Here is a 22,923-nt window from a genome sequence, read left to right as displayed (position 1 = left end):
TAAGGACCATGCTTAGCTCGCTAATAATTAGTTTGAATCATGAGTTTCCTTATGCCATTGACTGATGAACACCGTTTCGGGATGCAACTCGGACATCTCACCCGGGGCTGGCGCGCCGAACTGGATCGTCGGCTTGCCGATCTTGGCCTGTCTCAGGCGCGTTGGCTGGTCCTGCTGCACCTCGCCCGGTTCACCGAGCCGCCCACCCAGCGCGAGCTTGCGCAAAGCGTGGGCGTCGAAGGGCCGACCCTGGCGCGTTTGCTCGACAGTCTTGAAAAGCAGGGCCTGGTTCAGCGCCAGGCGGTGGTCGAGGATCGACGCGCGAAAAAGATCCTGCTCAGTGATACTGCCTTGCCACTGATTGAAAAGATTGAAACCATCGCCAATGTGCTGCGTATCGAGCTGTTCGAGGGCGTGAGCGAGGAAGATTTGCGCGTCAGCATGCGGGTGCACTCGCAGATTCTGGCCAATCTGGAAAGATCCTGAGACGAAGCCGGGCGTTCTCAACCATAATCGTGCAACGGATACTGAAGTCCAACTGATTACGTGAGAAGCCTGCTGTGGTTTCTATAAGGGTTCGCATGCTGAAGAGTTCACTGGCTGCTGTCGAAGGTGCAGGTCGCAGGGCGCGCGGGGTGTTTTGCAAGAGCGTCATAGCGGCGTCATTGCTGGCCTGCTCTACGCTGGCGTCTGCGTTGGGGCTGGGTGAAATCACCCTGCACTCGGCGCTCAACCAGCCGCTGAATGCCGAGATCCAGCTGCTGGAGACTGGTGGTCTGAGCAACGAAGATGTTGTCGCCAGGCTCGCGTCGCCCGAGGCTTTTGCCAAGGCGGGCATAGAGCGGGTGTTCTTTCTCAACGACCTGCGCTTCACCCCTGTGCTGCGCGGCGATCGCGGCGTGATCCGGGTGGTATCCACTAAACCGGTCACCGAACCCTACCTGAGTTTTCTCGTCCAGTTGGCGCGGCCGAATGGCGATTTGCTGCACGAATATACGGTGTTGCTTGATCCTGCCACCTCACCGCAAGGTCTGGCCGCCACGCGCAGCCGCAACACGCAACGTTCGACGGCCTCGGCGCAGGAAAGCCGCATGCCGGTCGCGCCACCGGCCGCCGTGCAGGGCAAGCATTACACGGTTGCCAATGGCGATACCCTGAATGGCATTGCCAGCCGCTTACAAGGGCCGGGCAACAAGGTTTCGGCAAGCCAGCTGGCAGACGGCATTCGTTTGCTCAATCCGCAGGCATTCGCGGCGGGCGCCGGTTCCGCGCTTAAAGTTGGCCAGGATTTGTTGCTGCCCGATTCCGCGATATTGCCAAGTGCCGCTGCGCCTGCCGCCAGCCCGGAGGCGTCGTCACCCAAGCCTGCCGAGTTGCAGCGCACCGCCGAGCAACTGTCGGCGGCCGCCATTGAAAACCAGCAACTGGCTCAATCGCTGGAGGCGCTCAAAGCCCAGACTCAAGAACTGCAAGAGCAGATGAGTGGCAAGGACAAGCAAATCACCGCGCTGCGCAGTGATCTTGCCGTTGCGCAATCCGCTGCCCGACCTGCCACGCCTGCCGCACCTGCAATAACTCCGGCTACTCCTGCTCAAGCGGCCGCTGCCCCGACGCCAGGCACCGATTCATTCCTGAGCCTGCCGATACTGCTTGCTGCCGTGTTGATTGTGCTTCTGCTTGTAGCGTTTGCTTATTCGAGACGACGCCAGCAGCGCAAACAGTCCGCAGCACCTGCTGTTGCGCCGGATGAGCAACTGATCAAACCTGCTCAGGCGACCATGCTTCCGGTGTTCGAAGTGCCCGCCGTTGCGCCACAGCCCGTGGTGCAGCCACCACCGACCCCGGCAGCGACCAAACCACCGGCAGCGCAACGTTCGGCTGGCTCTACGCCGGATGCGCTGGACGGCGTCAGCATTTACATCGCCTACGGGCGCTTTACCGAGGCGATGGGCATTCTGCGCAGCGCCCTGGAAAAGCAGCCGGAGCGTGATGACATTCGCATCCGCTTGCTGGAATTGCTGGCGGAGCAGGGCGACGGCAGCGGTTTTGTTCGGGAAGAGCAATCAGCGCTGGAGCACGGTGTTGATCCGCAGACCATTCAAGACATCCGCGACCGCTTTCCACAAATCAAGGCCGCCGAAGTTGCGCCTGTGGCGGCGGTCGTCCCTGCCGCTGCGGTCGCGGCTACCACGCTGTCTTTCGAAAAGTCCGAGCCCGAGCCAGAGTCTGCCGCCTATCTGCAGCCCGACCTGGAGCCTGAACCCGCGGCGCAGCTGGACGAAACCGCCGCAGCGGCGCTGAATCCGCAGGACGAGTTTCAGTTGAACCTCGATGACCTGTCGATGGATGCCGACTGGGATCTGGTCGATCCGTTCGACAGCCCGCCGCCGCGCATCAAGCCAGCAGCGGCGACTGCTGCGCCAGCGCCCGCTGACGTCGACCCTGGTTTTTCTTCGGACCTGACTCAACTGCCGGAAGTCTTTGAGCTCTCGGATGAGCAGTTCCTCAGTGATTTCTCCGAGCCCGATGTCATCGAGCCCATCGAAGTGGTGGCACCTGCCGCCGCTGACGACCTGAGCGATGACTTTCTCGACAGTTTCATGAGCGACGACGCAGAGTTCGACCTGCTGGACCTTGAAGAGCCACCACTCAGCCAGATCAATCAGGCGCAGGTGCTGATCGAGGAGGGCGATCTCGAGTCGGCTCGTGAAATTCTGCAACAGGTCATTGCCGAGTCCGACGAGGAGCATCGGCGCATGGCGCGGGAACTGTTGGCGGGCATCAGCTGAACCCGTTGTTTTCTTGAGCAGGCGTGACCGGTCTGGCGTTTAACGAAAGATCGGCCGAATGCCCCGGCATTTCGGATACGCCACGCAGCCCCAGAACTCACCGGCATTCTTGCCGGTGCGGGCCACCTTGATCACCATGGTTTTTTTACAGTGCGGACACGCGGGCGCTGCGGGCGCTGCGGGCTCTGCCGGCAGCTTTGGCGTGGCCGGTTCATGACGCTTTTCCGGGCGTTTGGCGCGGCTGGTTTTGACAGGCTTTTGCGGTTGCGGTGAATGCACTGCGGGTTTGGTGGGCTGCGCATGCTGTTGCTGATCCGCTGTCTGGCCGGCAACCCTGCTCAGTAGCCTGCGAAATATGCGGATCAATGCCGCCAGAGCAGATGTCGTGTTGCGTGCCATAAAGGTGCCTTGAGTCGCGTCGCGTTCAGGGGCGGCATGGTGCAGGCATCCTCGTCAGGACGCAAACTCCTACTTGGCGATCATGCCCGTCTGCTGTTCCCCGCCCCACCTAATTGCCGCCTGTGGCTAAAGCCCTGAGTTTTGTGGGCGATAACAGTGCACGAGGACTGCCGGTTGCCACCCTGAAAGGTTGTGCTACACCTTCAGCACACGCCCGGCATATCAAGCATTATCACGGAGTGAATTATTAATGCGCGTCAACATGCCTATCACGCAGACTGAACGGACTTTCCCGGCATCTGAACGCCTCATCTCCACCACCGACCTCAATAGCCACATTACCTACTGCAACGATGCCTTCGTCGCGTTGAGCGGTTTTACCCGCGAAGAACTGGTCGGCCAGCCGCATAACCTTGTGCGCCATCCGGATATGCCAGCTTCGGTGTTCGCCCATATGTGGGAAACCATCAAGCAGGGCAAGCCGTGGATGGGCGTGGTCAAGAATCGCTCCAAGCAAGGTGATTATTACTGGGTCAGCGCCTACGTGACGGCGGTGTATGAAAACGGTCGAATCGTCGGCTATGAGTCCGTACGCTCGTTGCCGACCCGCGACCAGGTTCGTCGGGCAGAAGCATTGTATGCACGGCTGCGTGCTGGTAAGTCGGCGGTGTCGGCAACCAGCTCGGCGGCCTATCACTTGGTTCGCCAGCTACCGATGATCCTCTGCGCCCTGGCACTCGCTGTCGGCGTCTACCTGCTGGACGATCTGCCTTCGATCATCATGATTCCGATCGTGATGGTGGTGTTGGGCGGTTTTCTGGAAATGCGTCAGCGCCGCAGCATTCGCAGCACCCTCGAAGAACACCCCAAAGCGTTCACCAGTTCTTTGGTTGCGCTGACCTACAGCGACAACCGTGGCCCGCAGGCGCAACTCGATCTGGCCATGCTCAGCGAAGAAGCCCGCCTGCAAACCGCTTTGACGCGCCTGGCCGATACCGGCGAGAGCGTACGCCAGCACGCCGGGCGTTCTGCGCAACTGTCGTTGCGTCAGGCCGAGTCGCTGGACCAGCAGCGCAGTGAGGCGGATCAATCGGCTACGGCCATCAATCAGATGGCGGCGACCATTCAGGAAGTGACCCACAACGTACAGAACACCGCCCACGCCGCCGAGGAAGCCGACAAGCTGGCGCAACAGGGGCGTGGTCTGGCCGATGAAAGCCTGCTGGCGATTCGGCACATGGCCAACTCGGTCTCCGACATCGGCAACGCAGTGGGTGAACTGGCCAGCGCGACGCAGTCAATCGGCAGCGTGGTTGACGTGATCACCTCCATCGCTCAACAAACCAACCTGCTGGCGCTCAATGCGGCCATCGAAGCGGCCCGTGCCGGTGAGCAGGGGCGTGGCTTTGCGGTGGTGGCCGATGAGGTTCGCTCGCTGGCTTCCCGTACGCAGTCCTCGACCGAGCAGATTCAGCAAATCATCACCTCGCTGCGTGATGGTGCCGACCGTGCGGTGCAGACCGCCAACAAAGGCGAGCAGATCTCCCAGGAAAGCGTCGCCAGCGTCGAAGCCGTGCAGAAGGCCCTGGACGGCATCAGCCAGTCGGTGACCCGCATCACCGGCATGAGCCAGCAAATGGCCTCGGCATCCGAAGAACAGAGCCACGTTGCGGAAAACATCAGCCAGCAGATTACCCGTATCGCGCAACTCTGCGACGAGAGTGCCAGCCAGGCGCAGCAAGGCTCGCAGATCAGCAGCGAACTGGAAGAAATGGCGCAGTACCTGCACAGCCTGGCCGAGCGGTTCAGTCGCTAAGCATGCGCAGAGGACGCAGAGCGTCCGGAACGGCATTACCACGCGTAGCGTGGTAACGAGAATTGGGGGGATTGCGCCTGGGTGCGTTCACACTACAACCCCACGGACCTCAGCCTGACCTCAGAAGGCGTAGCCCGAAGAGGACGCAGAGCGTCCGGAACGGCATTACCACGCGGAGCGTGGTAACGAGAGTTGGGGTATTGCGGCTGCGTGCGTTTACACAAAACCCAACCCCACCACCTATCGTGCCCATCGCTCCGCGTGGGTATGCAGTTCATGACGCTCCGCGTCATCTGTTTGCCGTAACGCAGACTCCATTTGGGTGATTATCAATTGTTGTCGGACAATTATTGGTATATCCGAATAAATAAGGCGCTTAACTGAAGTTGTTGAAGATATTGGCTGGAAAACTAGAAAAAGTGGAGGGCGTGCAATTAAATTGCCACTACTCAATTTAATTACCTCCATATCAAAAAAACAGACAAACTCAATACATTCAAACGGATATCACTTAACTATATATCCAGTAATGCATTATCCTTATGTCCTGAAACTTGTATCAGAATTGAAATAAATCTGTTGCCAAGTGCATAACTGCAGACTATGTTCTGGAATCGCTCAATGAAGAGCCGACCATTATCAGGTGTGCAGGGATGCGAAAGTCCAAGCGTTTGGGTGCTGTCCGTTATTCGTTTAAGCCTGTAGCAAGCGGTGCTCTTTGTGCGTTGTCTTTTACGTTTGGCTGCTCTGCCTACGCGGATTATGTCGAGCAGGGCAAACCGGGTGACGCTGCCAGTTGGCGTTCGGCAGAATTCCAGAGCGACTGGGGCCTGGGGCGTATTCAGGCTGATCAGGCCTACGCCGCTGGCATCACTGGCGCAGGCGTCAAGATCGGTGCGCTGGACTCAGGTTTCGACCCGTCCCACCCGGAAGCCACGCCATCCCGCTACCACGCAGTCACCGCTACCGGCACTTACGTTGACGGCTCGCCGTTCAGCATCACCGGCGCCATCAACCCGAACAACGACACCCACGGCACGCACGTCACCGGCACCATGGGCGCGGCGCGCGATGGCGTCGGCGTGCATGGCGTGGCGTACAACGCACAGATCTACGTCGGCAACACCAATCAGAACGACAGCTTCCTGTTCGGCCCGAGCCCGGACCCGCAGTATTTCAAGGCGGTGTATGGGGCGCTGGCGGATGCCGGAGTACGCGCCATCAACAACAGCTGGGGCAGCCAGCCATCCGACGTGACCTACGCCACCGAGGCAGGTGTGCGTGCGGCCTACGCTCAGCACTACAACCGTGGAACCTGGCTGGACGAAGCGGCGAACGTCTCGCGCAAGGGCGTGATAAACGTGTTCAGTGCAGGCAACAGCGGTTACGCCAATGCCAGCGTGCGGGCGTCGTTGCCGTATTTCGAGCCAGACCTCGAAGGCCACTGGCTGGCTGTGTCTGGCCTCGACAGCAGCAACGGTCAGCGCTACAACCAGTGTGGCCTGTCCAAATACTGGTGCATCACCACGCCCGGGCGACTGATCAACGGCACCGTGCCCGGCGGCGGTTACGGGATCAAGTCCGGCACCTCGATGTCTGCACCGCACGCCACCGGGGCGCTGGCACTGGTGATGGAACGCTTCCCGTACCTGAATAACGAGCAGGCGCTGCAAGTGTTGCTGACCACCGCCACCCAGCTCGATGGCTCGGTCACTCAGGCACCGACCAACAGCGTGGGCTGGGGCGTGGCCGATCTTGAGCGGGCGATGCGCGGTCCCGGTCAATTGCTCGGCACCTTCGACGCCAACCTGGGTGCCGGTGTGAGTGATGTATGGAGCAACGATATTTCCGATCAGGCGCTGCTTCAGCGTCAGGCCGAAGACACTGCCGAGCAGGCCACCTGGCAGCAAACCCTGATCAGCAAAGGCTGGCAAAACGGCGTTGCCAGTACCGCCAGCCAGCAGGATCAGGCCGATTACGCCACCGGCACCGCGCGTGCCGCCGCAGCCGCTCAGCGTCAGTACCAAGGTAGCCTGGTCAAATCCGGTGCCGGTCGACTGATTCTGCAAGGCGCCAACACCTACCGAGGCGATACCCTGGTCAATGGCGGCTTGCTGTCGGTCAACGGCTCGCTGGTTTCCGCTGTGCAGGTCAATGCGGGCGGCACGCTGGGCGGTAACGGCCAGATCGGTGGGCTGACAGCGCGCAGTGGCGGTATCGTTGCGCCGGGTAATTCCATCGGTACGTTGCAGGTCAACGGTGATGTCACCCTGCAACCGGGTTCGACCTACGCCGTTGAGCTTTCGCCCACCGCCAGTGACCGCATCGTCGCCACCGGAAGCGCCACCGTGTCAGGCGCGAACATGACGCTGGCGCTGGAGAACGCGACGCCGGTGGCCTTGAGTTCTGCACCGATCCAAAGCGTCGTAGGTCGCCAGTACAACGTGCTGCAAGCCGCCAATGGCGTGAACGGCCAGTTCGGCTCAGTGACTTCGAACTACGCGTTTTTGGGTGGCCGACTCGACTACGCAGCCAACGGCGTCGCGCTGAACGTCGAGCAAACCAGCGCATTCAGCAGCGTTGCCCAAACCCCGAATCAATCTGCCGTAGCAACCGCTGCCGAACAGCTTGGCGCAGGCAACGCGGTGTACGAAAACCTGTTGCTGACTCAAAGCGCAGCTGCTGCCCGAGACAGCTTTCAGCAACTGTCCGGCGAGATCTACCCGGCCATTGGCAGCGTGCTGATCAACGACAGCCGGCAGATCCGCGATGCAGTGGGTGAGCGTCTCGGGACCAGCGTATTCGGCACTGATGGCAATACGGCCGCGCAAGACAATGTCTGGATCAAAGCCCTGGGTGCCTGGGGCAAGACCGACTCGCGTGACGATACCGCCGGTTACACCACCTCGATTGGCGGCCTGCTGGCCGGTGTCGATGGCAACCTTGCCGATGACACACGTCTGGGCGTGGTCGCGGGCTACAGCGACAGCTCATTGAACATGGGCTCCGATGCATTCCCGGGCTTCGGTGGACAGCTACCACCTGGGCGCTTACCTCGGCCATGAAATCGGCGCACTGCGCCTGACCCTGGGCGGCGCGCACAGTTGGCATCGTATCGACGCACAACGCGACGTACAGGTCGGCGGTGCTGCTGGCAAAGAGAAAACCAAACACGATGCCCAGAGCACGCAAGTGTTTACCGAGGCGGCGTATCGCATCCACTTGCAACCCGCGACCCTCGAGCCGTTCGCCAATCTGGCCTACGTCCACCTCAACACCGACAGCTTCTCCGAGAAGGGTGACGCGGCGGCGCTGTCTGCCGGTAGCGATAACCGCGATGCGGTGCTGAGCACTCTCGGTGTACGGGCGCTGAAAACCATCGCGATCAGCGACCGACAGAAAATCGACCTGTCGGGCAGCCTCGGCTGGCATCACAACCTGAGCGACACCTCGTCCGAACAACACCTGGCCTTCGCCAGCGCCGGCAACAGCTTCAACGTACAAAGCGTCTCCATGGACCGCGACGCCGCCGTAGTCGGTGCCCGCGCCAGCCTGGCGTTGGGCAAGGATGCACGCATCAACCTGGACTACAACGGCTTGCTCGGTGCACGGGATAAAACCCACGGCGTGGGCTTGTCGCTGGATTGGCAGTTCTGATGTGGGATGCCTGCGGGGTGCAGTAGCCCCGCAGGCAATACCTATCGTGCCACTGCTCCGCGTTGGCACGCATTTCGTGACGCTCCCGCGTCACATCCAAGCCATCACGCGAATGCTGGATCACTCATAAGTCCAAGCTTCTGCCCGCAGGGCGTAGGAGCAACCGGGGCGGCGATCCGCATTGCTCGCGATATGCCGGGAACCGGCAGCAAAACCTGTGCATGCGGTACATCAGGCACAACCGAGGTGACCTTTTCAGGGCCGCTTCGCAACCGTCGTAACTTCTTCCTAAAACTCCCTATTTTGAGGGGTAGAAGCCTGCTCTCCGGGCTTGCCAAGGCTCGTATCCAGACTGCGCGGAGATTCTGGCCAAGTTCAGCTTCACACCTGCACCACACGCGGGAAACCGGAGTCAGTCAACGGCTGCTTTTGAGCCGCCAAAGCGGTTGTACGAATTTTCCGAATTTTTGCGGGCTTCATGTACCCCTCGGATTTTTTTACACTTCTTCTGTTAAGTTGCTCAGGCAGAGCTGTATCAAGAGTTGTCAGGGAGACACTGAATGTTCTTTTTTCACATGCTGCCCTCATGGGATGACATACGGCGAAAGCTTGATCGTGATATCGCGCCCTACAGAGGGGGCCATTTTCGCACGCATCGAAATGAACCCGTCCCGTCGCCCGCGCTGATCATTCGCCGCTTCAATTGTGTCAGGTCCGCGTTCGACCGCGCCGAATCGGAGGCTTGTCGCATACTGGGACAACGTTTCGTTGACCTCGACATCTCCAGCATCATCAAGGACTTGATCGATGTAGTCGCCCAGATGGCCATGATCGTCGTGGGCAGTGCTTTTGTCGGAGGAGTAGCCGGTGCAAGCGCGGGCGCGCTTTTTTTCGGGGTAGGTGCTGCTCCCGGTGGTTTAATGGGCGCTACATTAGGGGCGCAGGCCAGCACTTTCATACTGGGGATTCTTGGTCTGGAGTCCATCGCTGAATCCGTCATCGATGGCTTTCCGCGCATCATTCATTACTACACTCGTGGTATCAGCACAGCATGGCAAGGCCCCCGCGAACAAGGGTGGAGCTCCTTCATGGGAGACGATCCGGTCGCACAGAACAGCGCGGTTCAGGAAATCGCACAAGGGCACGTTGAGGTTGTGATTCTGCTATTGGGCGCGATGGTTCAGTACATCACACGCGGCCGCGGTAACGCTCGTGCCTTGGCAAATGAAATGCGGGCCAGCGCCAAAGGCGAGCGACTGGGCCAGTGGATGCTTGAGCATGAGGATGAGCTGAAGAAGCGACCTGATTTGCAGGGGCCGGAGCCGCGTAGGGGGGCGCTGGAACCTCAAGAGGCTTTGTCAACAAATCGCTCAAAGACCGCAGACGCAGCTAAACCAGACGCAATTGATCAAAAAACTGTTTCAAGCAAGATAGATGCAAAACAATTAGATCTTGTGACGGGCCACCCCAACGCACACTCCCTAAGTGTTCACGGTGGTAAAGTCTCTGATGGAGACCTAATGCTCCGGGCAAAATCAGCCATTAAGCCGAACGGAGACGTCGGCCCGTCAGTACCGCCTTTATCATCGGCTTTCCACAGCGATGAATTATTGATTTTTGCTGACCAAACCATTAGGAATGGTGGAGCTTTGGAAAGGGCTATAGCGCGCCAGCCAGGCCAGGATGTCATAAGGGTTACGGCTCAAGACGCAGGCGATATCGGCGTTGATCTTGGAAGAGGTTTCAAGAGGGTATTGCCCACTGGCAACATCCTTAAAAACCTTGAGACAAATGGCGCTCCAGAAAAGTTTGAAAATTTGCGAAGTATAGAAGGTTTGTATCAGTATAATCCCAGCAAGAAAAACTGGGAGACAATTACTATCTTTCCAGCACCTGCTCCCTAAAAAGGTAAGGCATTTATGAAATATGAAAATGTTCGACACATGCTAAAGACTGTTTTTTGTTCGGATTTTAATCTGGCAGAAGACGTTGCTATAGGTATATATGTTAATAGTCTTAATTCTAGTGGAAAAACAGATGAGATGAGGTATGAGTTAGCTGAGTGTCTTCATGATCAAAATGTTTCTTGGCGAGACATGTTAGTAAATGATGAGTACGAGGTCTTGGATTTTGAAACTGAGCAGGAAGCTAAGGATTATATTAAAAGGATTCTTTGGCAGCCATTGGATAAAAAAACCAATTGAAATTTACGAGGCGTTCGTAGGAACTTGAGTGGTCGTATGAAGAGGAGTTGTCAGGCAGTTTTCATAGCTCCTACAGGCGCATCTAAGGTCATAGGCGATTATGGATGGGAGTTTAATAGTCTTGAAAGGCTTCCTGAAAGTATCGGAGAGTATTTGGTTAGGTATTTGGGTCTTAAGTTTGAAGAGGAATACGCAGGCATCAAGAAATATACAAATAGTCAGATAAATATGTCGATTTTTCTTGATGGCAATAATGAGGTTGAGAGTATCTATTTTCAAGCGTTCGAAAGTTTCTTGGCGGAAATTTATAAGGCATGCCAAAATGAAGCGGTTTTTTCAGGGGCGGAAATATTTATTCCCGAGGAAATGAAAAGCTTTTAGTTGTAAAGGGGTATGTGTCTCACTGAAGTTTTGCAATGGTGAAATCGATGGCTCGGCAAAAGCCAAGGCTCAGGATTTTAAATGTTTGTTAAACAGTGTGAATGGATCTCAAAAGATGCTCTGGAAACAATGCTGACAATCGGTGATGCTGAAACTCAGTGCGTAGCTTTTTGTCATCCATATCATATGAATGTCGGGGACATGCTGCTAGAGCCTGTCCTTGCGATATCAATAAAAAATATATGCAAGATGGCGGCAGGCTCTCAGCCATACGTACTACGTATTGACGATGGATTCGTTCATGAAATTCTGGCTGAGGTGGTTAGTTTTGAAAAATCGCTGGTGATTGTAGGTCAACTCACTATTGAGTTGGATGATGTTCTACCCGGAGATATCGACGTCGGAGATATGATAAGTTTTTCCTGTGAGCGTCTTGATGTGATTTCCTGACTTTTAAAAGTGGCATTGCCAAGATGATAGGGAGTATCAGTTTTTTTGTGTTCGGGCTGGTTAGGGCCTGCCGTCAGGCAGGCCCTTGTTTTACCAGCTCGGTCTGGTAAATCGGTCTCCGTACAGGATCGCAAATTGATTCATTGCCACTTTCCAGTCGTGTGCCGCATGACCCCAGTTGGCGGTGATGTTGCGCAACCCAAGCCATATCAGTTTCGTCGCGGCCTCATCGGTCGGGAAGTGCCCTCGAGTCTTGATGATCTTGCGTAACTGGGCATTGATGCTCTCGATGGCATTGGTCGTGTAAACCACTTTGCGGATGCCCGCCGGGAAAACAAAAAACGGTATAACCCGATCCCAGGCGCGACGCCATGCAGCAACCACAGTCGGATACTGCTTGCCCCAGGGGCCCGCTTCAAAGGCGTTAAGCTCTTGCTCAGCCACATCTGCATTGATCGCCTGGTAGATCGGCTTGAGTGCTTTGGCCAGTGCCCGACGTTTATCCCAAGCGGCATAGTCCAAGCTGTTGCGGATCAGATGCACGATGCAGGTTTGCAGCGTCGTGGCAGGAAAAACCGCCCCCAACGCCTCCGGTATTCCTTTGAGGCCATCCGTGACGGCGATCAGAACATCTTCAACGCCACGAGTCTTGAGGTCGTTGAACACCTTCATCCAAAACTTGGCACCCTCGGTGCTCTCGATCCATATACCCAGAATGTCGCGCGTGCCATCAGGTAATACCCCCAGCGCCAGATAAATAGCCTTGTTGCACACTAACCCCTCGTCCCGGATTTTGACCCGTAACGCATCGAAGAAGATCACCGGATACATCGGTTCCAAGGGTCGTTGCTGCCAAGTGCCCACCTCTTCCATGACCGCATCGGTGACTGAGCTGATGAAGTCATGGGACACGTTAGTTCCATACTGCTCAGATAGAAAAGCGCGGATCTCACGCACCGTCATGCCCCGGGCGTACATGGCAATTATCTTGTCGTCGAAGCCTGTAAAACGTCGTTCGTGCTTGGGAATCAGGATCGGGGCGAAGCTACCATCGCGGTCTCTGGGGATATCCAGGCGAAGCGGCCCGTCGTCGGTCAGAACCGTCTTGCTGCTTTTGCCATTACGCTGATTGGTCGACTCCTCAGGGCGCTCCGCGCCCTGAGGGTAACCAAGGTGGTGACCCAGCTCGGCGCCTAGCGCACGCTCGATCAGAGCCTTCTTGAACGCCATGGACGCGTCTTGAATGGCTTCGGCGCTCATCGGGCCTTTAACAAACTGCTCGATCAGCTCTTGGGGAATCGAGGGCAACTCCCTCGCTGTTGCATTGGCGGACTTCTTTTTGGTCGGCATACATGCACCTCTAGCTACATGTTATGCCCGAACACAAAATTTCTGACAGTCTCATGATAGTTTGTATCACCTGTCTTCATTGCACTGCACACTCTGAATTGGACACAGAACCTCCCAGCATCACCACCTGAACCGCCCCGGGTTTCTCGGAGACTCCAACCTTTGAGAGGATGGAGCGATGAAAAAACTACCGAAGTATTCCCCAGAGGTCCGTGAGCGGGCCATCAGGATGGTTTTCGAACACCTTCCTGAGTACGAGTCGCAGTGGGCCACCATCAGTGCCATTGCCCCCAAGATCGGCTGCACGCCCGAGACATTACGGCTGTGGGTTCGCCAATCTGAGCGCAACAGCGGCCAGCGTGATGGGCTGAGCACAGTCGAACGTGAGCGAGTCAAGCTCTTGGAGCGTGAGAACCGTCAGTTGCGTCAAGCTAACGAGATCTTGCGTAAGGCCTCAGCCTATTTTGCCCAGGCGGAGCTCGACCGCCCATTCAAACGATGAAGACGTTTATTGATGAAAACCGCCAGTCTTACGGGGTCGAGCCGATTTGCAAGGTGTTGCCAATCGCCCCGTCGACGTACTACCGGTACGCTGCTCAGCAGGCTGACCCCAGCCAGCAGTCAGCGCGTGCGCAGCGTGACCAGGAACTGGGTGAGCACATCCAGCGAGTCTGGGATGAGCACTTCCAGGTATATGGCGTGCGCAAGGTCTGGCGACAATTGCTGCGTGACGGACTGCAAGTCGCCCGCTGTACGGTGCAACGTCTGATGGGAGAGCTGGGCCTGCAAGGCGTGGTACGCGGCAAGCCCGTCAAGACGACGGTCAGCGACCAAGCCAGGCCGTGCCCGCAGGATCATGTCAACCGTCAGTTTGTGGCTGAGTGCCCGAACGCCCTATGGGTATCGGACTTTACCTACGTCAGTACCTGGCAGGGTTTTGTTTACGTGGCCTTCATCATTGATGTCTTTGCCCGATTCATCGTCGGTTGGAAGGTGTCCAGTTCAGCGCGTACCGATTTTGTACTCGATGCACTGGAGCAAGCCCTTTACGCCCGTCGCCCAGTCAAGCAGGGTGGACTCATTCACCACAGTGACCGTGGCGTGCAGTACGTGTCCATTCGCTATACCGAGCGTCTTGTCGAAGCCGGTATTGAGCCATCGGTCGGGAGTGTCGGTGACTCTTACGACAATGCTTTGGCTGAGACCATCAATGGTCTTTACAAGGCTGAAGTGATTCATCGACGCTCTTGGCCCACACGGGGGGCGGTGGAGCTGGAAACCCTGAAATGGGTGGACTGGTTCAATCACCGCCGCCTGCTGGAGCCAATCGGTCATATTCCACCGGTCGAAGCAGAAGCAATCTATTATCAGCAACTCACCGAGTCTGCCCAGGTGGCATGACTCAAACAAAAGGGTCTCCGAGAAACCCGGGGCGGTTCAACCACTCAGAGCGCTCGTTGTTATACATAAGTCTGTTTTCGATTCTGGCAGAAGGTTTAGGTCACCCCCACTGCGGTTAAATCTATTCTGCTATGTCTTTTTTGGCCCCTTTTCCAGACCCACTCGAATTTTTGTATAGCGACAAGCGCATCCACGTGCTACCCATATGGCGACCCTCGCTATGACAAAAACTTCACACATCTCAAAATGCCCTCCCACGATGTGAGAACACCCAGGCAAGGACTCTGCTAAAGAATTGGTGGCCTATCGGTATCATGGTAAAACCTTGCAACAGACACTCGTTTGCACTCGCTAAGGAATAGCCATGAAAAAGACAGGGACAGGCTTCGTCGCCATACTCGCATTACTCTGTGCCTTCTCCGCAAACGCCCGAGAAACCCAAGTCACAGACGCCTCAATCGTCAAAGCCATCATCCAGGAATCCATCGACAGCTACCCCGGCAACTGCCCGTGCCTCTACAACTCTGCCCGTAATGGCAGCCAATGTGGCAAACGCAGCGCTTACAGCCGCAAAGGCGGCTACGCACCCATCTGCTACAAGGATGACGTCACCAAAGAAATGATCAGCGACTACCGACGCCGTCTGAAAGACTGATTCTGTAAAAACACGATGGTCGTCACCCAGCGTCGCGACCATCAAGCCACATTCAACCCAACCGAGAGACAGGCAACACAGCCCGCCACCACGACTTTGCCAAGCGGTGCGGCCGTGCATCGACCTGCATCTGCGGATGCGCCAACACCATAGGCATGTCCCGCAACCGTATCCACGGCTCGCCGTGCCAGTGCAACATACTCACCGACAAACCCGGCCACTGCAGCATGCTCAGGTGCGGCGTGCAGTCATCAAACGGCAACTGCCCATCCCGCAACGCAGGCACCACCTCATTGGTAATCCACTGCCGCAACCCACGATTCTCCGCGTGATAGTGATGCACCATCATCGCGTACGCCCCCGACTCACTGACCATCAGCTCTGGCTGTGCTTCGCCGTGCAGGTCGAGCGTGATCATCCGGTGCTGGTCAGCATCCAGCTTGCGCAGCGTCCGCTCGTTCAACGGCCAGCCGATCATGCGACCGAGATCTCGGGCACTGAACCAGGGTTGGTTTTCTAGGAGGAGGGCGAGGAGTTGGCGGTTGTGGCGGTGGAAGGGGGTTGGGGTGAAACCGGCACACACCTCGCGCCGCTGACGAGCACTGGCCTGAAATAGATTGCTTAACATGCTGACCTCTACGTATGAACTGAAATGACGTTAAAGACCAACGTAGAGCGGGCGTAAGAAAACCCAACTGAGCGGATCAGCAAAGCCGAGATTCCCCGTTCAATTAGAACGATTGGAATCTGAAGCTATGCGTGAACTCACTACATCTACGTTGGGTGTTTCTTAGGCACCGGCGCATACCATACCGACGCTGGCAACGTGTCGATATCGGACTGGGGAGGGAGGGGGTGTCAGGGAATTCCGATCTTCAGGCGAGGTATGGGGCTCAGCAACTCATATCGTTCCAACGCTCCGCGTAGGAATGCAGTTCGCGACGCTCTGCGTCGCATTCTCAGGGCTGCTACATAAATACGACACCACCGAGGCTTCGCTTTACCCATGCCGGCAATCTAGATACTGTTGTCGGACTTTTCCTACAAGGACGTTCGGCAATGCCTTCGCTCAATCAGATTTTCTTCGGTCCGCCCGGTACGGGGAAAACCTACGCCACAGTCGAAGCGACGTTGCAGATCCTTGATCAGCCTTTTCTTGCTAAGAATGCTGGTAGCCGATCAGCATTAAAAGCTCGGTTTGACGAGCTGCTCGCAGCAGGCGACGTGCGCTTTGTGACCTTTCATCAGAGCTTCAGCTACGAAGACTTTGTTGAAGGGCTTCGCGCTACGACTGACGAGCAAGGTCAGATCCGTTACGAAGTGGTATCTGGCGTCTTCAAGAGCCTCTGTGAGTCAATTGCGAGTGAACTGAGCGGAAAATACCGAGCATTCAAGGTCGGTGATCGCTACGGCACAGGCTACAAAGTGACCCGCGCCACGCCTGACGTCGTTGAGATAGAGAAGCCCCAAGGTAAACACCTTCCCATCGGCATGAGTCTGCTGAATACACTCGCTTCTTATGTAGACGCTGGCACCTTCACAATCGAAGAACTGGGCAATGGCCGCTGGGACAAGAAAGTGCCGGGCTCCGTCCTCGATCCGTTTTTGGTGAACGGCTACAAGAACTTCTTGCCATCAATGGTCGAGCACATGCTGGGCAAAAACGAGGAGGGCTTATTTGAGCCTGCCCCTATTCAGCATAGCGACGCCAAAGTGCTGATCATTGATGAGATCAACCGAGGCAACGTCTCGCGCATCTTCGGTGAGCTGATTACGCTCATCGAGCCTTCCAAGCGAGCGGGCGCCGATGAGGCTCTGGAAGTCATGCTGCCTTACTCGAAAGAGCGTTTCAGCATCCCCGGCAACATCCATCTGATCGGCACCATGAACACCGCTGACCGATCATTGGCCGCGTTAGACATTGCCCTGCGTCGTCGCTTCACCTTCATCGAAGTCCCGCCAAATCCAGAATTGCTTGATGAAGTAGAGGTTGATGGCATCGCCATCGACGAATTGCTCAGCGTGATGAATCAACGCATAGCGGCCCTGCTTGATCGAGACCACTGCCTTGGCCACGCTTACTTTATGCCGCTCAAGGATGAGCCTACGTTGGAGCGGTTGGAAGGCATCTTCCGCGAGCAAATCCTGCCGCTGCTTCAGGAGTATTTCTTCGAAGATTGGCAGCGCATTCAGTGGGTTCTCAACGATCAGCGCAAGGCCCCGGAAAATAGTTTTCTGATTCAGCCGAGCCAAGACCTCATTGCGTTGTTTGGGGATACGGTCACGGTTGGCCAGAGCAATGAGCGTTGGGAGTTGAATCTGCCAGCGTTCCAGAAGATTGAATCGTACCTGGGTGTGATTGATCACAACCTGAAAGTCGGTGCGCCGCTGGAAGCAAAAAACGTTAGAACGGATGGGGTAGATATAAGGCAGTCTGCCGATGGTCGCATCGATGTGTATCGCGGAGGTCAGCACATTAAGCCTGCAAAGCCACTGTTGCGCGAGCTTGCGAGCAAGCACGGCATCTCCATTACGTCCGCGTTGGGTACCGCGCTGAATACGCGAAGCCTCGGACGCAAGATCATCAAGTTTCTCAGCGAGCAGCAGGGGTGAAGACCACTGTCACGGTCCGAGAATATGCTCGGCTGACTACCAGCAATATTCCCAACCCGACGCTTGATGTAGCCCAAGTGTCTACCACTGCTTTCGACTGGCTGTGCGAAACCAGTTCCCGCTTTAGCAAGGCTGGCGCAGCGCTGGTTCAAGTCGAAGGCCGCCGCTGGCTTAAACTCGACAACTACGTTGGCGCGCTGGAAACACCCTGCGGCACGCGGATCGAAATCTTACCCAAGCACTTCGAACAAGGTGACTGCATCCAGCAAAGCCGTGCTTTGCTCCGGCGTATGATTCAGAAGTCTTTGGACCTACCAACCCGTAAGGTCGGCGCAACCGCGTTACAGCGCTTCGATGCGCCGTTGACCGAATGGGTGATGAGCAGCTTTCTAGAAGCGCTCGACCACCTCATCAAACGCGGCCTTCGCTTCGACTACCAACGAGTCGAAGAGGAGCAGCGATATTTGCGCGGCCAACTCAACACCGCCCGCCAAATGCGCCAACCACCTGGCCGACAACACCACTTTCAAGTCCGCCACGACATATTCCTACCCGACCGGGCCGAGAACCGCCTTCTCAAAACAGCGTTAGACATCGTTTGTAAAACTACTCAAGACCCCAGTAATTGGCGTCTCTCCCACGAACTGCGCTCGTTGTTGCTAGAAATCCCAAACAGCCGAGACACCACTCAAGATTTCAAACAGTGGCGTCACGACCGGCTCATGGCTCATTACCAGCCTGTGAAGCCGTGGTGCGAGCTCATCATCCAACAGCAAACGCCACTGGCGATTGCGGGCGAATGGCAGGGCATAAGTCTGCTGTTCCCGATGGAGAAACTGTTCGAGCGCTACGTGGCTGCTTGCCTGAAGGATTCACTGTCGCCAGATGCGACGCTGTATACCCAGCGCAGTAGTGAGTATCTGTGTACTCATCAGGGTAAAAAAGTTTTTCAGTTACGGCCCGATCTGATGATCACTCAGGGAGAGAAGAGCTGGGTTTTGGACACCAAATGGAAGCGGCTGGACAGCGAGCTTGGCAGCAAAAATTATGGCCTGAGCCAGGCTGATTTTTATCAACTGTTTGCGTATGGGCAGAAGTATTTAGGCGGGCAGGGGGATTTGGTGCTGATTTATCCGAAGCGTGGGGCGTTTCAGGAGACGTTGCCGGTTTTTGAGTTTTCGGAGGGGTTGAGGTTGTGGGGGGTGCCGTTTGATTTAGATATGGGGTTGCCGAAATATTTTTTGAGTGGGTTCCATATATTATTTTGTTATGATCATTTGAAAACTGGGTTCTCAAATGATCATTAGGTGGGTTGTTTTAAACGGGTAATTTAATAGGCTTTTTGAAATCGCAAAGAATTCCAGGTAAGCACTCTCTGACATCATATATTACGTCTTTTAATAACTGCTCCTGGCTGCTGGGAAAGTCTCTATATTGATGAAATAGGAAATTTCTTATGGAGTAGAAGTATTCTTCAAAAGTAGTGCCTTCACTACGCCCCATCAGCTTTAGTAAAATGTTACAGGACGTTTTTAGATTGGCGAGTGTTCCGTGCTGCTTCGAATACTCAGTGGCCAAAAGTCCAATACGTTTTTTTTCTGAACTTATACGTTGTGCTTTTTCCAAAGCTTCTTTTGCTTTAGATGAATCACCTGCTGCAATAATAAGATCGTCTACTATTCTTGACTGTTCCGTTTGGTATATTTCCTCAAGTAGGAGTTCAAAAATCTGATAGATGTAGAAAAAACAAAGTAGCGGTTTTGTTTCGTAGGCAAATGCGGAATGCAACAACGAGTCAATCACCTGATGATTGCCAAGGTCAGATGAGGTGACTTTTAGATATATTTTATCGCCTTCCGGGTCAGTGCCTTTGAGCGTGATGTCGTCAGGTGATGTGTTAGTGAGTCTCACATATCCGTGCCTGATTAGACTAGGAGTTACTCTTTCAATTTCAAATATCTGATTTGCTAGTAATGTTTCCTTACTTATTATAAGTATTGCAGTGCTAGGGTGAAATAAGTCGGAAAATCTAAGCTGCAAGCTGGAACTCAAATCCGGCTTTTTGATAAAGATTGAATCATTTATGCTCGATATAGAGTTTTTTATAGCGGCAAAAGCATATTTTTGAAAGTGAACATTATCAGCAAAATCATGATCTGCAGAATCAAGAGCATTTACAGGTATACACCAACCTATACGCGCTTTTCTTGAGTCATCATAAATTTGGTAGATGTGATTCTCTAAAATGTCCTTTTTTGCGAGAAAAAAAACTTCAAATTCTTTGTTGGAGAATTCGCAGTTTAGTGTCAGTGGGGTTGACAGGAGAATGTCTTCGTAAAGTCCTTTGCTATCGGATAACTTAAATCCCTCGTCACTATAGCTAACCAACTGAAGCTCTAGTTCCTCGCCGGATATAATAGCCTTTATCGTCATGATTTGGCAGTCCGTTACATGTTCTGCGATTGATATTTTCTTAAAGCACTTTTGGCTGCTTCAGTAAGATCTTTATAGCTGTCTGTATCTTTGTTGAAGATATCTCTGAAGTAAAAGCTAAAAAAAGTCCGTTGTGCGTTACCAATTTTGCTGGTGTTGTTTTTAAGCCAGTCTAAAGAATTGTTTATTTCCTCAAGAAACTCTTCTGGGTCGTCTACCTCAAGCTTAGAGGTTGTACTAATAATTTCTTCTATATCTGATATTACTTCAAAGTCAATCAGCTTTCCGATTGCAGCACCAAAGCCGGACATTGCCTGAGGTTTTTTGAATATCTGAACAGCGCTCTTGCCGAAAGGAGATTTATTCTTCTCTAGGTATATATCTGTAACCTCAGCTCCGTCGCATAGCTCTATTGCTTTCGATGTGAACAAATAAAGCGCATTTAGATATTTTTCAAATAGCTTAGATGATTGGTCCTCTTTAGAAAGTTTTTCTAAGCTATTAATGTTTTCTAAAACATCTGCTTTATCTATAGGTAGTTCGTCTCGATCTAAGTAGGCGTTAAAGCCTTCAATAACATCTTTAAAGTTATATTGGTTGTGCTTGTTTGCTGCCTTGCCGTCCGCTTCTCTAACTAATTCTACACCTTGTATAGAGGTTCCAAGATAATCTAGATACAGTATTTCAATCTGTTGGCGCAGAGACATCGGAGTTTGTCCGGTGTTAAGTGTTAACATTCGATACAAAATGCCTAAGCGGTTAAGGCCAATATAGATTTCCACTCTTAATCTGGCATTCTCTAACTTCTTGATTCCGGCCTCATCTTTGTTGGAGCGTAGATCATCGAGTAAGTCAAGTATGGTATGAGTTCTCTGTAAGCCATCTAAAATTACTAAGTTGTCAGAGTTTTCTTGAATTTGCGATATAAGCTTTTCCTCGGCTTTTTCGTCATATTTTTCTGCGCCTGATGTAAGTGCGAGAACTACCGGCGGTATAACGCACTCGCGCATAAGATCATGCTTTAATAGCGCATACACGGTTTTAGAGGATCTGACGCGTTTACGTTGAAATATGTTGTTTTTAAGCACATTTTTAATGAGAGCTTCATATTCTGAGATCGAAACTTCTACAAGTACATTTGATGCTTCGATTCTTGCATCGTATAAATGTGAGGCAATTTTCATTTTTCTTCCCTGTCGTGTTGTTAACAAGATTGCGCTACGATAATCGCTTATGGCGTTAAATTTTGCTAGTGCTCCGACTCACAAAAAAGCCAGGTAGCTTTCGCACCTGGCTTTTTTTAACGCTTATAACTCTTCTATCCCATCAATCCCAGCTCAACGCCCCACCAGTCTGATACTCAATAACCCGCGTCTCAAAGAAGTTCTTCTCTTTCTTCAAGTCCATAATTTCACTCATCCAAGGGAACGGATTCGTCGTCCCCGGATATTCTTCCTTCAGTCCAATCTGGCTCAAGCGGCGGTTAGCGATGAATTTCAGATAGTCTTCCATCATCGCCGCGTTCATGCCCAGCACGCCGCGAGGCATGGTGTCGCGGGCGTATTCGATTTCCAGCTGGGTGCCTTGCAGGATCATCTGCGTGGCTTCTTCTTTCATCTCGGCATCCCACAGGTGTGGGTTTTCGATTTTGATCTGGTTGATCACGTCGATGCCGAAGTTCAGGTGCATGGACTCGTCGCGCAGGATGTACTGGAACTGCTCGGCGACGCCGGTCATCTTGTTGCGGCGGCCCATGGAGAGGATCTGGGTGAAGCCGCAATAGAAGAAGATGCCTTCCAGTACGCAGTAGTAAGCGATCAGGTTGCGCAGCAACTCTTTGTCGGTTTCGACGGTGCCGGTTTCGAACTTCGGATCGGAGATCGAACGGGTGTACTTCAGGCCCCAGGCCGCTTTTTTAGCGACCGATGGGATCTCGTGGTACATGTTGAAGATCTCGCCTTCATCCATGGCCAGCGATTCGATGCAGTACTGGTAGGCGTGGGTGTGGATCGCTTCTTCGAAGGCCTGGCGCAGGATGTACTGGCGGCACTCCGGGTTGGTGATCAGGCGGTACACGGCCAGCACCAGGTTGTTGGCAACCAGCGAGTCGGCAGTGGAGAAGAAGCCCAGGTTGCGCATGACGATGCGGCGCTCGTCGTCGGTCAGGCCTTCCGGGTTTTTCCAGAGGGCGATGTCGGCGGTCATGTTGACTTCTTGCGGCATCCAGTGGTTTGCGCAACCGTCCAGGTACTTCTGCCAGGCCCAGTCGTACTTGAAAGGTACGAGCTGATTGAGGTCGGCGCGGCAGTTGATCATCATTTTTTCGTCAACGGCGACGCGGGCGCTGGCGCCTTCGAGCTCGGCCAGGCCTTCAGCGACGTCCAGTGCGTCCAGCGCTTTCTTGGCGCGGATCAGGGCAGCGGAGTCGGCGGCTGTAACGGCGCGGGCTTCTTGTGCAGCCAGGCCACCGGCGCTGTCGAGGCGGTCCATGTTGGCTTCGTTGGCGTGACCGGCGTTGGTCGCTTTGGCGACTACTTCGCCGTCTTCCTTATCGAATTCGTCCCAGCTCAGCATGGTGATGAGGCTCCTGCTTAGGGGTCGCCTTGGCGCCCGTGATTAGATTTCAAGATGTGGTGCGCCGACGTCAGGTGGAAGACGAAGGCACTGGAGTATGGGAATTACCTGATTACTGATGCTGCGATTGACCGGCTATTTGGTGGTCGGTCGTTCGCTCGATTTGCTGCCGTGGCAACGCCCGACAGGCGAGCAAAGCGA

17 protein-coding genes, 2 pseudogenes and 1 other annotated feature are annotated in these 22,923 nt (G+C 54.6%); of the genes and pseudogenes, 13 read left to right on the top strand and 6 right to left on the bottom strand.

All coding sequences use genetic code 11. The annotated features are described in order from the left end of the window. The first annotated feature begins 51 nt into the window (after positions 1 to 51). Together AC4ANK_RS20485 and AC4ANK_RS20480 are read left to right on the top strand one after the other, a co-directional pair. On the top strand, positions 52 to 486 hold the full coding sequence (locus AC4ANK_RS20485; protein WP_002552570.1) for a MarR family transcriptional regulator: 435 nt from the start codon (positions 52 to 54) through the stop codon (positions 484 to 486). 95 nt (positions 487 to 581) lie between these two features. Then, on the top strand, positions 582 to 2,789 hold the full coding sequence (locus AC4ANK_RS20480) for a motility hub landmark protein FimV (protein ID WP_002552571.1): 2,208 nt from the start codon (positions 582 to 584) through the stop codon (positions 2,787 to 2,789). Between the two features lie 39 nt (positions 2,790 to 2,828). Here the strand turns inward: AC4ANK_RS20480 and AC4ANK_RS20475 are convergent, their stop codons facing one another. Beyond that, the gene (locus tag AC4ANK_RS20475) at positions 2,829 to 3,188 is read right to left on the bottom strand and encodes a topoisomerase DNA-binding C4 zinc finger domain-containing protein (protein ID WP_031597185.1); all 360 of its coding nucleotides are present in this window, start codon (positions 3,186 to 3,188) and stop codon (positions 2,829 to 2,831) included. Positions 3,189 to 3,438: 250 nt separating this feature from the next. Between AC4ANK_RS20475 and AC4ANK_RS20470 the strand changes: the two are divergent. The 7 genes and pseudogenes from AC4ANK_RS20470 to AC4ANK_RS20440 all read left to right on the top strand — a co-directional run. Continuing rightward, positions 3,439 to 3,720, top strand: a pseudogene (locus AC4ANK_RS20470) (PAS domain-containing protein); the annotation flags it as partial. Between the two features lie 249 nt (positions 3,721 to 3,969). Next, the gene (locus tag AC4ANK_RS20465) at positions 3,970 to 5,004 is read left to right on the top strand and encodes a methyl-accepting chemotaxis protein (protein WP_410477273.1); all 1,035 of its coding nucleotides are present in this window, start codon (positions 3,970 to 3,972) and stop codon (positions 5,002 to 5,004) included. Between the two features lie 653 nt (positions 5,005 to 5,657). Beyond that, a pseudogene (gene eprS, locus AC4ANK_RS20460) lies at positions 5,658 to 8,661 on the top strand (autotransporter serine peptidase EprS). Positions 8,662 to 9,221: 560 nt separating this feature from the next. Next, positions 9,222 to 10,565 (top strand): DUF6861 domain-containing protein, encoded by a 1,344-nt coding sequence (locus AC4ANK_RS20455; protein WP_002552575.1) that lies wholly within the window; start codon positions 9,222 to 9,224, stop codon positions 10,563 to 10,565. Between the two features lie 15 nt (positions 10,566 to 10,580). Beyond that, positions 10,581 to 10,865, top strand: a complete 285-nt coding sequence (locus tag AC4ANK_RS20450; protein ID WP_031597187.1) for a hypothetical protein — start codon at positions 10,581 to 10,583, stop codon at positions 10,863 to 10,865. 24 nt (positions 10,866 to 10,889) lie between these two features. Further along, on the top strand, positions 10,890 to 11,246 hold the full coding sequence (locus AC4ANK_RS20445; RefSeq protein WP_080718969.1) for a hypothetical protein: 357 nt from the start codon (positions 10,890 to 10,892) through the stop codon (positions 11,244 to 11,246). 81 nt (positions 11,247 to 11,327) lie between these two features. Further along, positions 11,328 to 11,696 carry a hypothetical protein gene (locus AC4ANK_RS20440; protein ID WP_080718970.1) on the top strand — a complete coding sequence of 123 codons (369 nt, stop codon included), beginning with the start codon at positions 11,328 to 11,330 and terminating at the stop codon, positions 11,694 to 11,696. A 90-nt stretch (positions 11,697 to 11,786) separates the two neighbouring features. Here the strand turns inward: AC4ANK_RS20440 and AC4ANK_RS20435 are convergent, their stop codons facing one another. Next, positions 11,787 to 13,046, bottom strand: coding sequence for an IS256-like element ISPsy17 family transposase (locus tag AC4ANK_RS20435; RefSeq protein WP_054082596.1), 1,260 nt, complete (start codon positions 13,044 to 13,046; stop codon positions 11,787 to 11,789). A 178-nt stretch (positions 13,047 to 13,224) separates the two neighbouring features. Here AC4ANK_RS20435 and AC4ANK_RS20430 point away from each other — a divergent pair. Then, positions 13,225 to 14,447, top strand: a protein-coding gene (locus AC4ANK_RS20430; protein WP_095178853.1) for an IS3-like element IS51 family transposase whose coding sequence is annotated in 2 segments (ribosomal slippage) — positions 13,225 to 13,510 and positions 13,510 to 14,447 — 1,224 coding nt in all. Because the reading frame shifts where the segments join, the coding sequence is not laid out codon by codon here. After that, positions 13,503 to 13,619 (top strand) — a sequence feature (AL1L pseudoknot). It overlaps the preceding gene by 117 nt. Before the next feature lie 364 nt (positions 14,448 to 14,811). Further along, positions 14,812 to 15,102 carry a hypothetical protein gene (locus tag AC4ANK_RS20425; protein WP_002554645.1) on the top strand — a complete coding sequence of 97 codons (291 nt, stop codon included), beginning with the start codon at positions 14,812 to 14,814 and terminating at the stop codon, positions 15,100 to 15,102. Positions 15,103 to 15,154: 52 nt separating this feature from the next. Here AC4ANK_RS20425 and AC4ANK_RS20420 read toward each other — a convergent pair whose 3' ends face one another. Beyond that, positions 15,155 to 15,730, bottom strand: a complete 576-nt coding sequence (locus AC4ANK_RS20420) for a BRO-N domain-containing protein (protein ID WP_002554644.1) — start codon at positions 15,728 to 15,730, stop codon at positions 15,155 to 15,157. A 431-nt stretch (positions 15,731 to 16,161) separates the two neighbouring features. Here AC4ANK_RS20420 and AC4ANK_RS20415 point away from each other — a divergent pair, with 431 nt between their 5' ends. Then, entirely contained in the window at positions 16,162 to 17,715 is a 1,554-nt protein-coding gene (locus AC4ANK_RS20415; RefSeq protein ID WP_002554643.1) for an McrB family protein, read from the top strand. Beyond that, complete coding sequence (locus AC4ANK_RS20410; protein ID WP_002554642.1) at positions 17,712 to 19,022, top strand: McrC family protein; 1,311 nt, start codon at positions 17,712 to 17,714, stop codon at positions 19,020 to 19,022. The genes AC4ANK_RS20415 and AC4ANK_RS20410 overlap by 4 nt, the downstream gene beginning before the upstream one ends. 10 nt (positions 19,023 to 19,032) lie before the next feature. Here the strand turns inward: AC4ANK_RS20410 and AC4ANK_RS20405 are convergent, their stop codons facing one another. From AC4ANK_RS20405 to AC4ANK_RS20395, 3 genes are all read right to left on the bottom strand, one after another. Further along, a complete protein-coding gene (locus AC4ANK_RS20405; RefSeq protein WP_460384673.1) occupies positions 19,033 to 20,148 on the bottom strand; it encodes a hypothetical protein in 1,116 nt (371 codons plus the stop codon). A 14-nt stretch (positions 20,149 to 20,162) separates the two neighbouring features. Further along, positions 20,163 to 21,332, bottom strand: coding sequence for a GmrSD restriction endonuclease domain-containing protein (locus AC4ANK_RS20400; RefSeq protein WP_031597242.1), 1,170 nt, complete (start codon positions 21,330 to 21,332; stop codon positions 20,163 to 20,165). A gap of 142 nt (positions 21,333 to 21,474) precedes the next feature. Beyond that, positions 21,475 to 22,722: a ribonucleotide-diphosphate reductase subunit beta gene (locus tag AC4ANK_RS20395; protein ID WP_002554639.1), complete on the bottom strand. Its 1,248-nt coding sequence runs from the start codon at positions 22,720 to 22,722 to the stop codon at positions 21,475 to 21,477. Positions 22,723 to 22,923: the final 201 nt, after the last annotated feature.

Source organism: Pseudomonas sp. Pmew2 (genome assembly GCF_058129885.1).
This window is presented reverse-complemented; position numbering and strand designations above follow the sequence as displayed.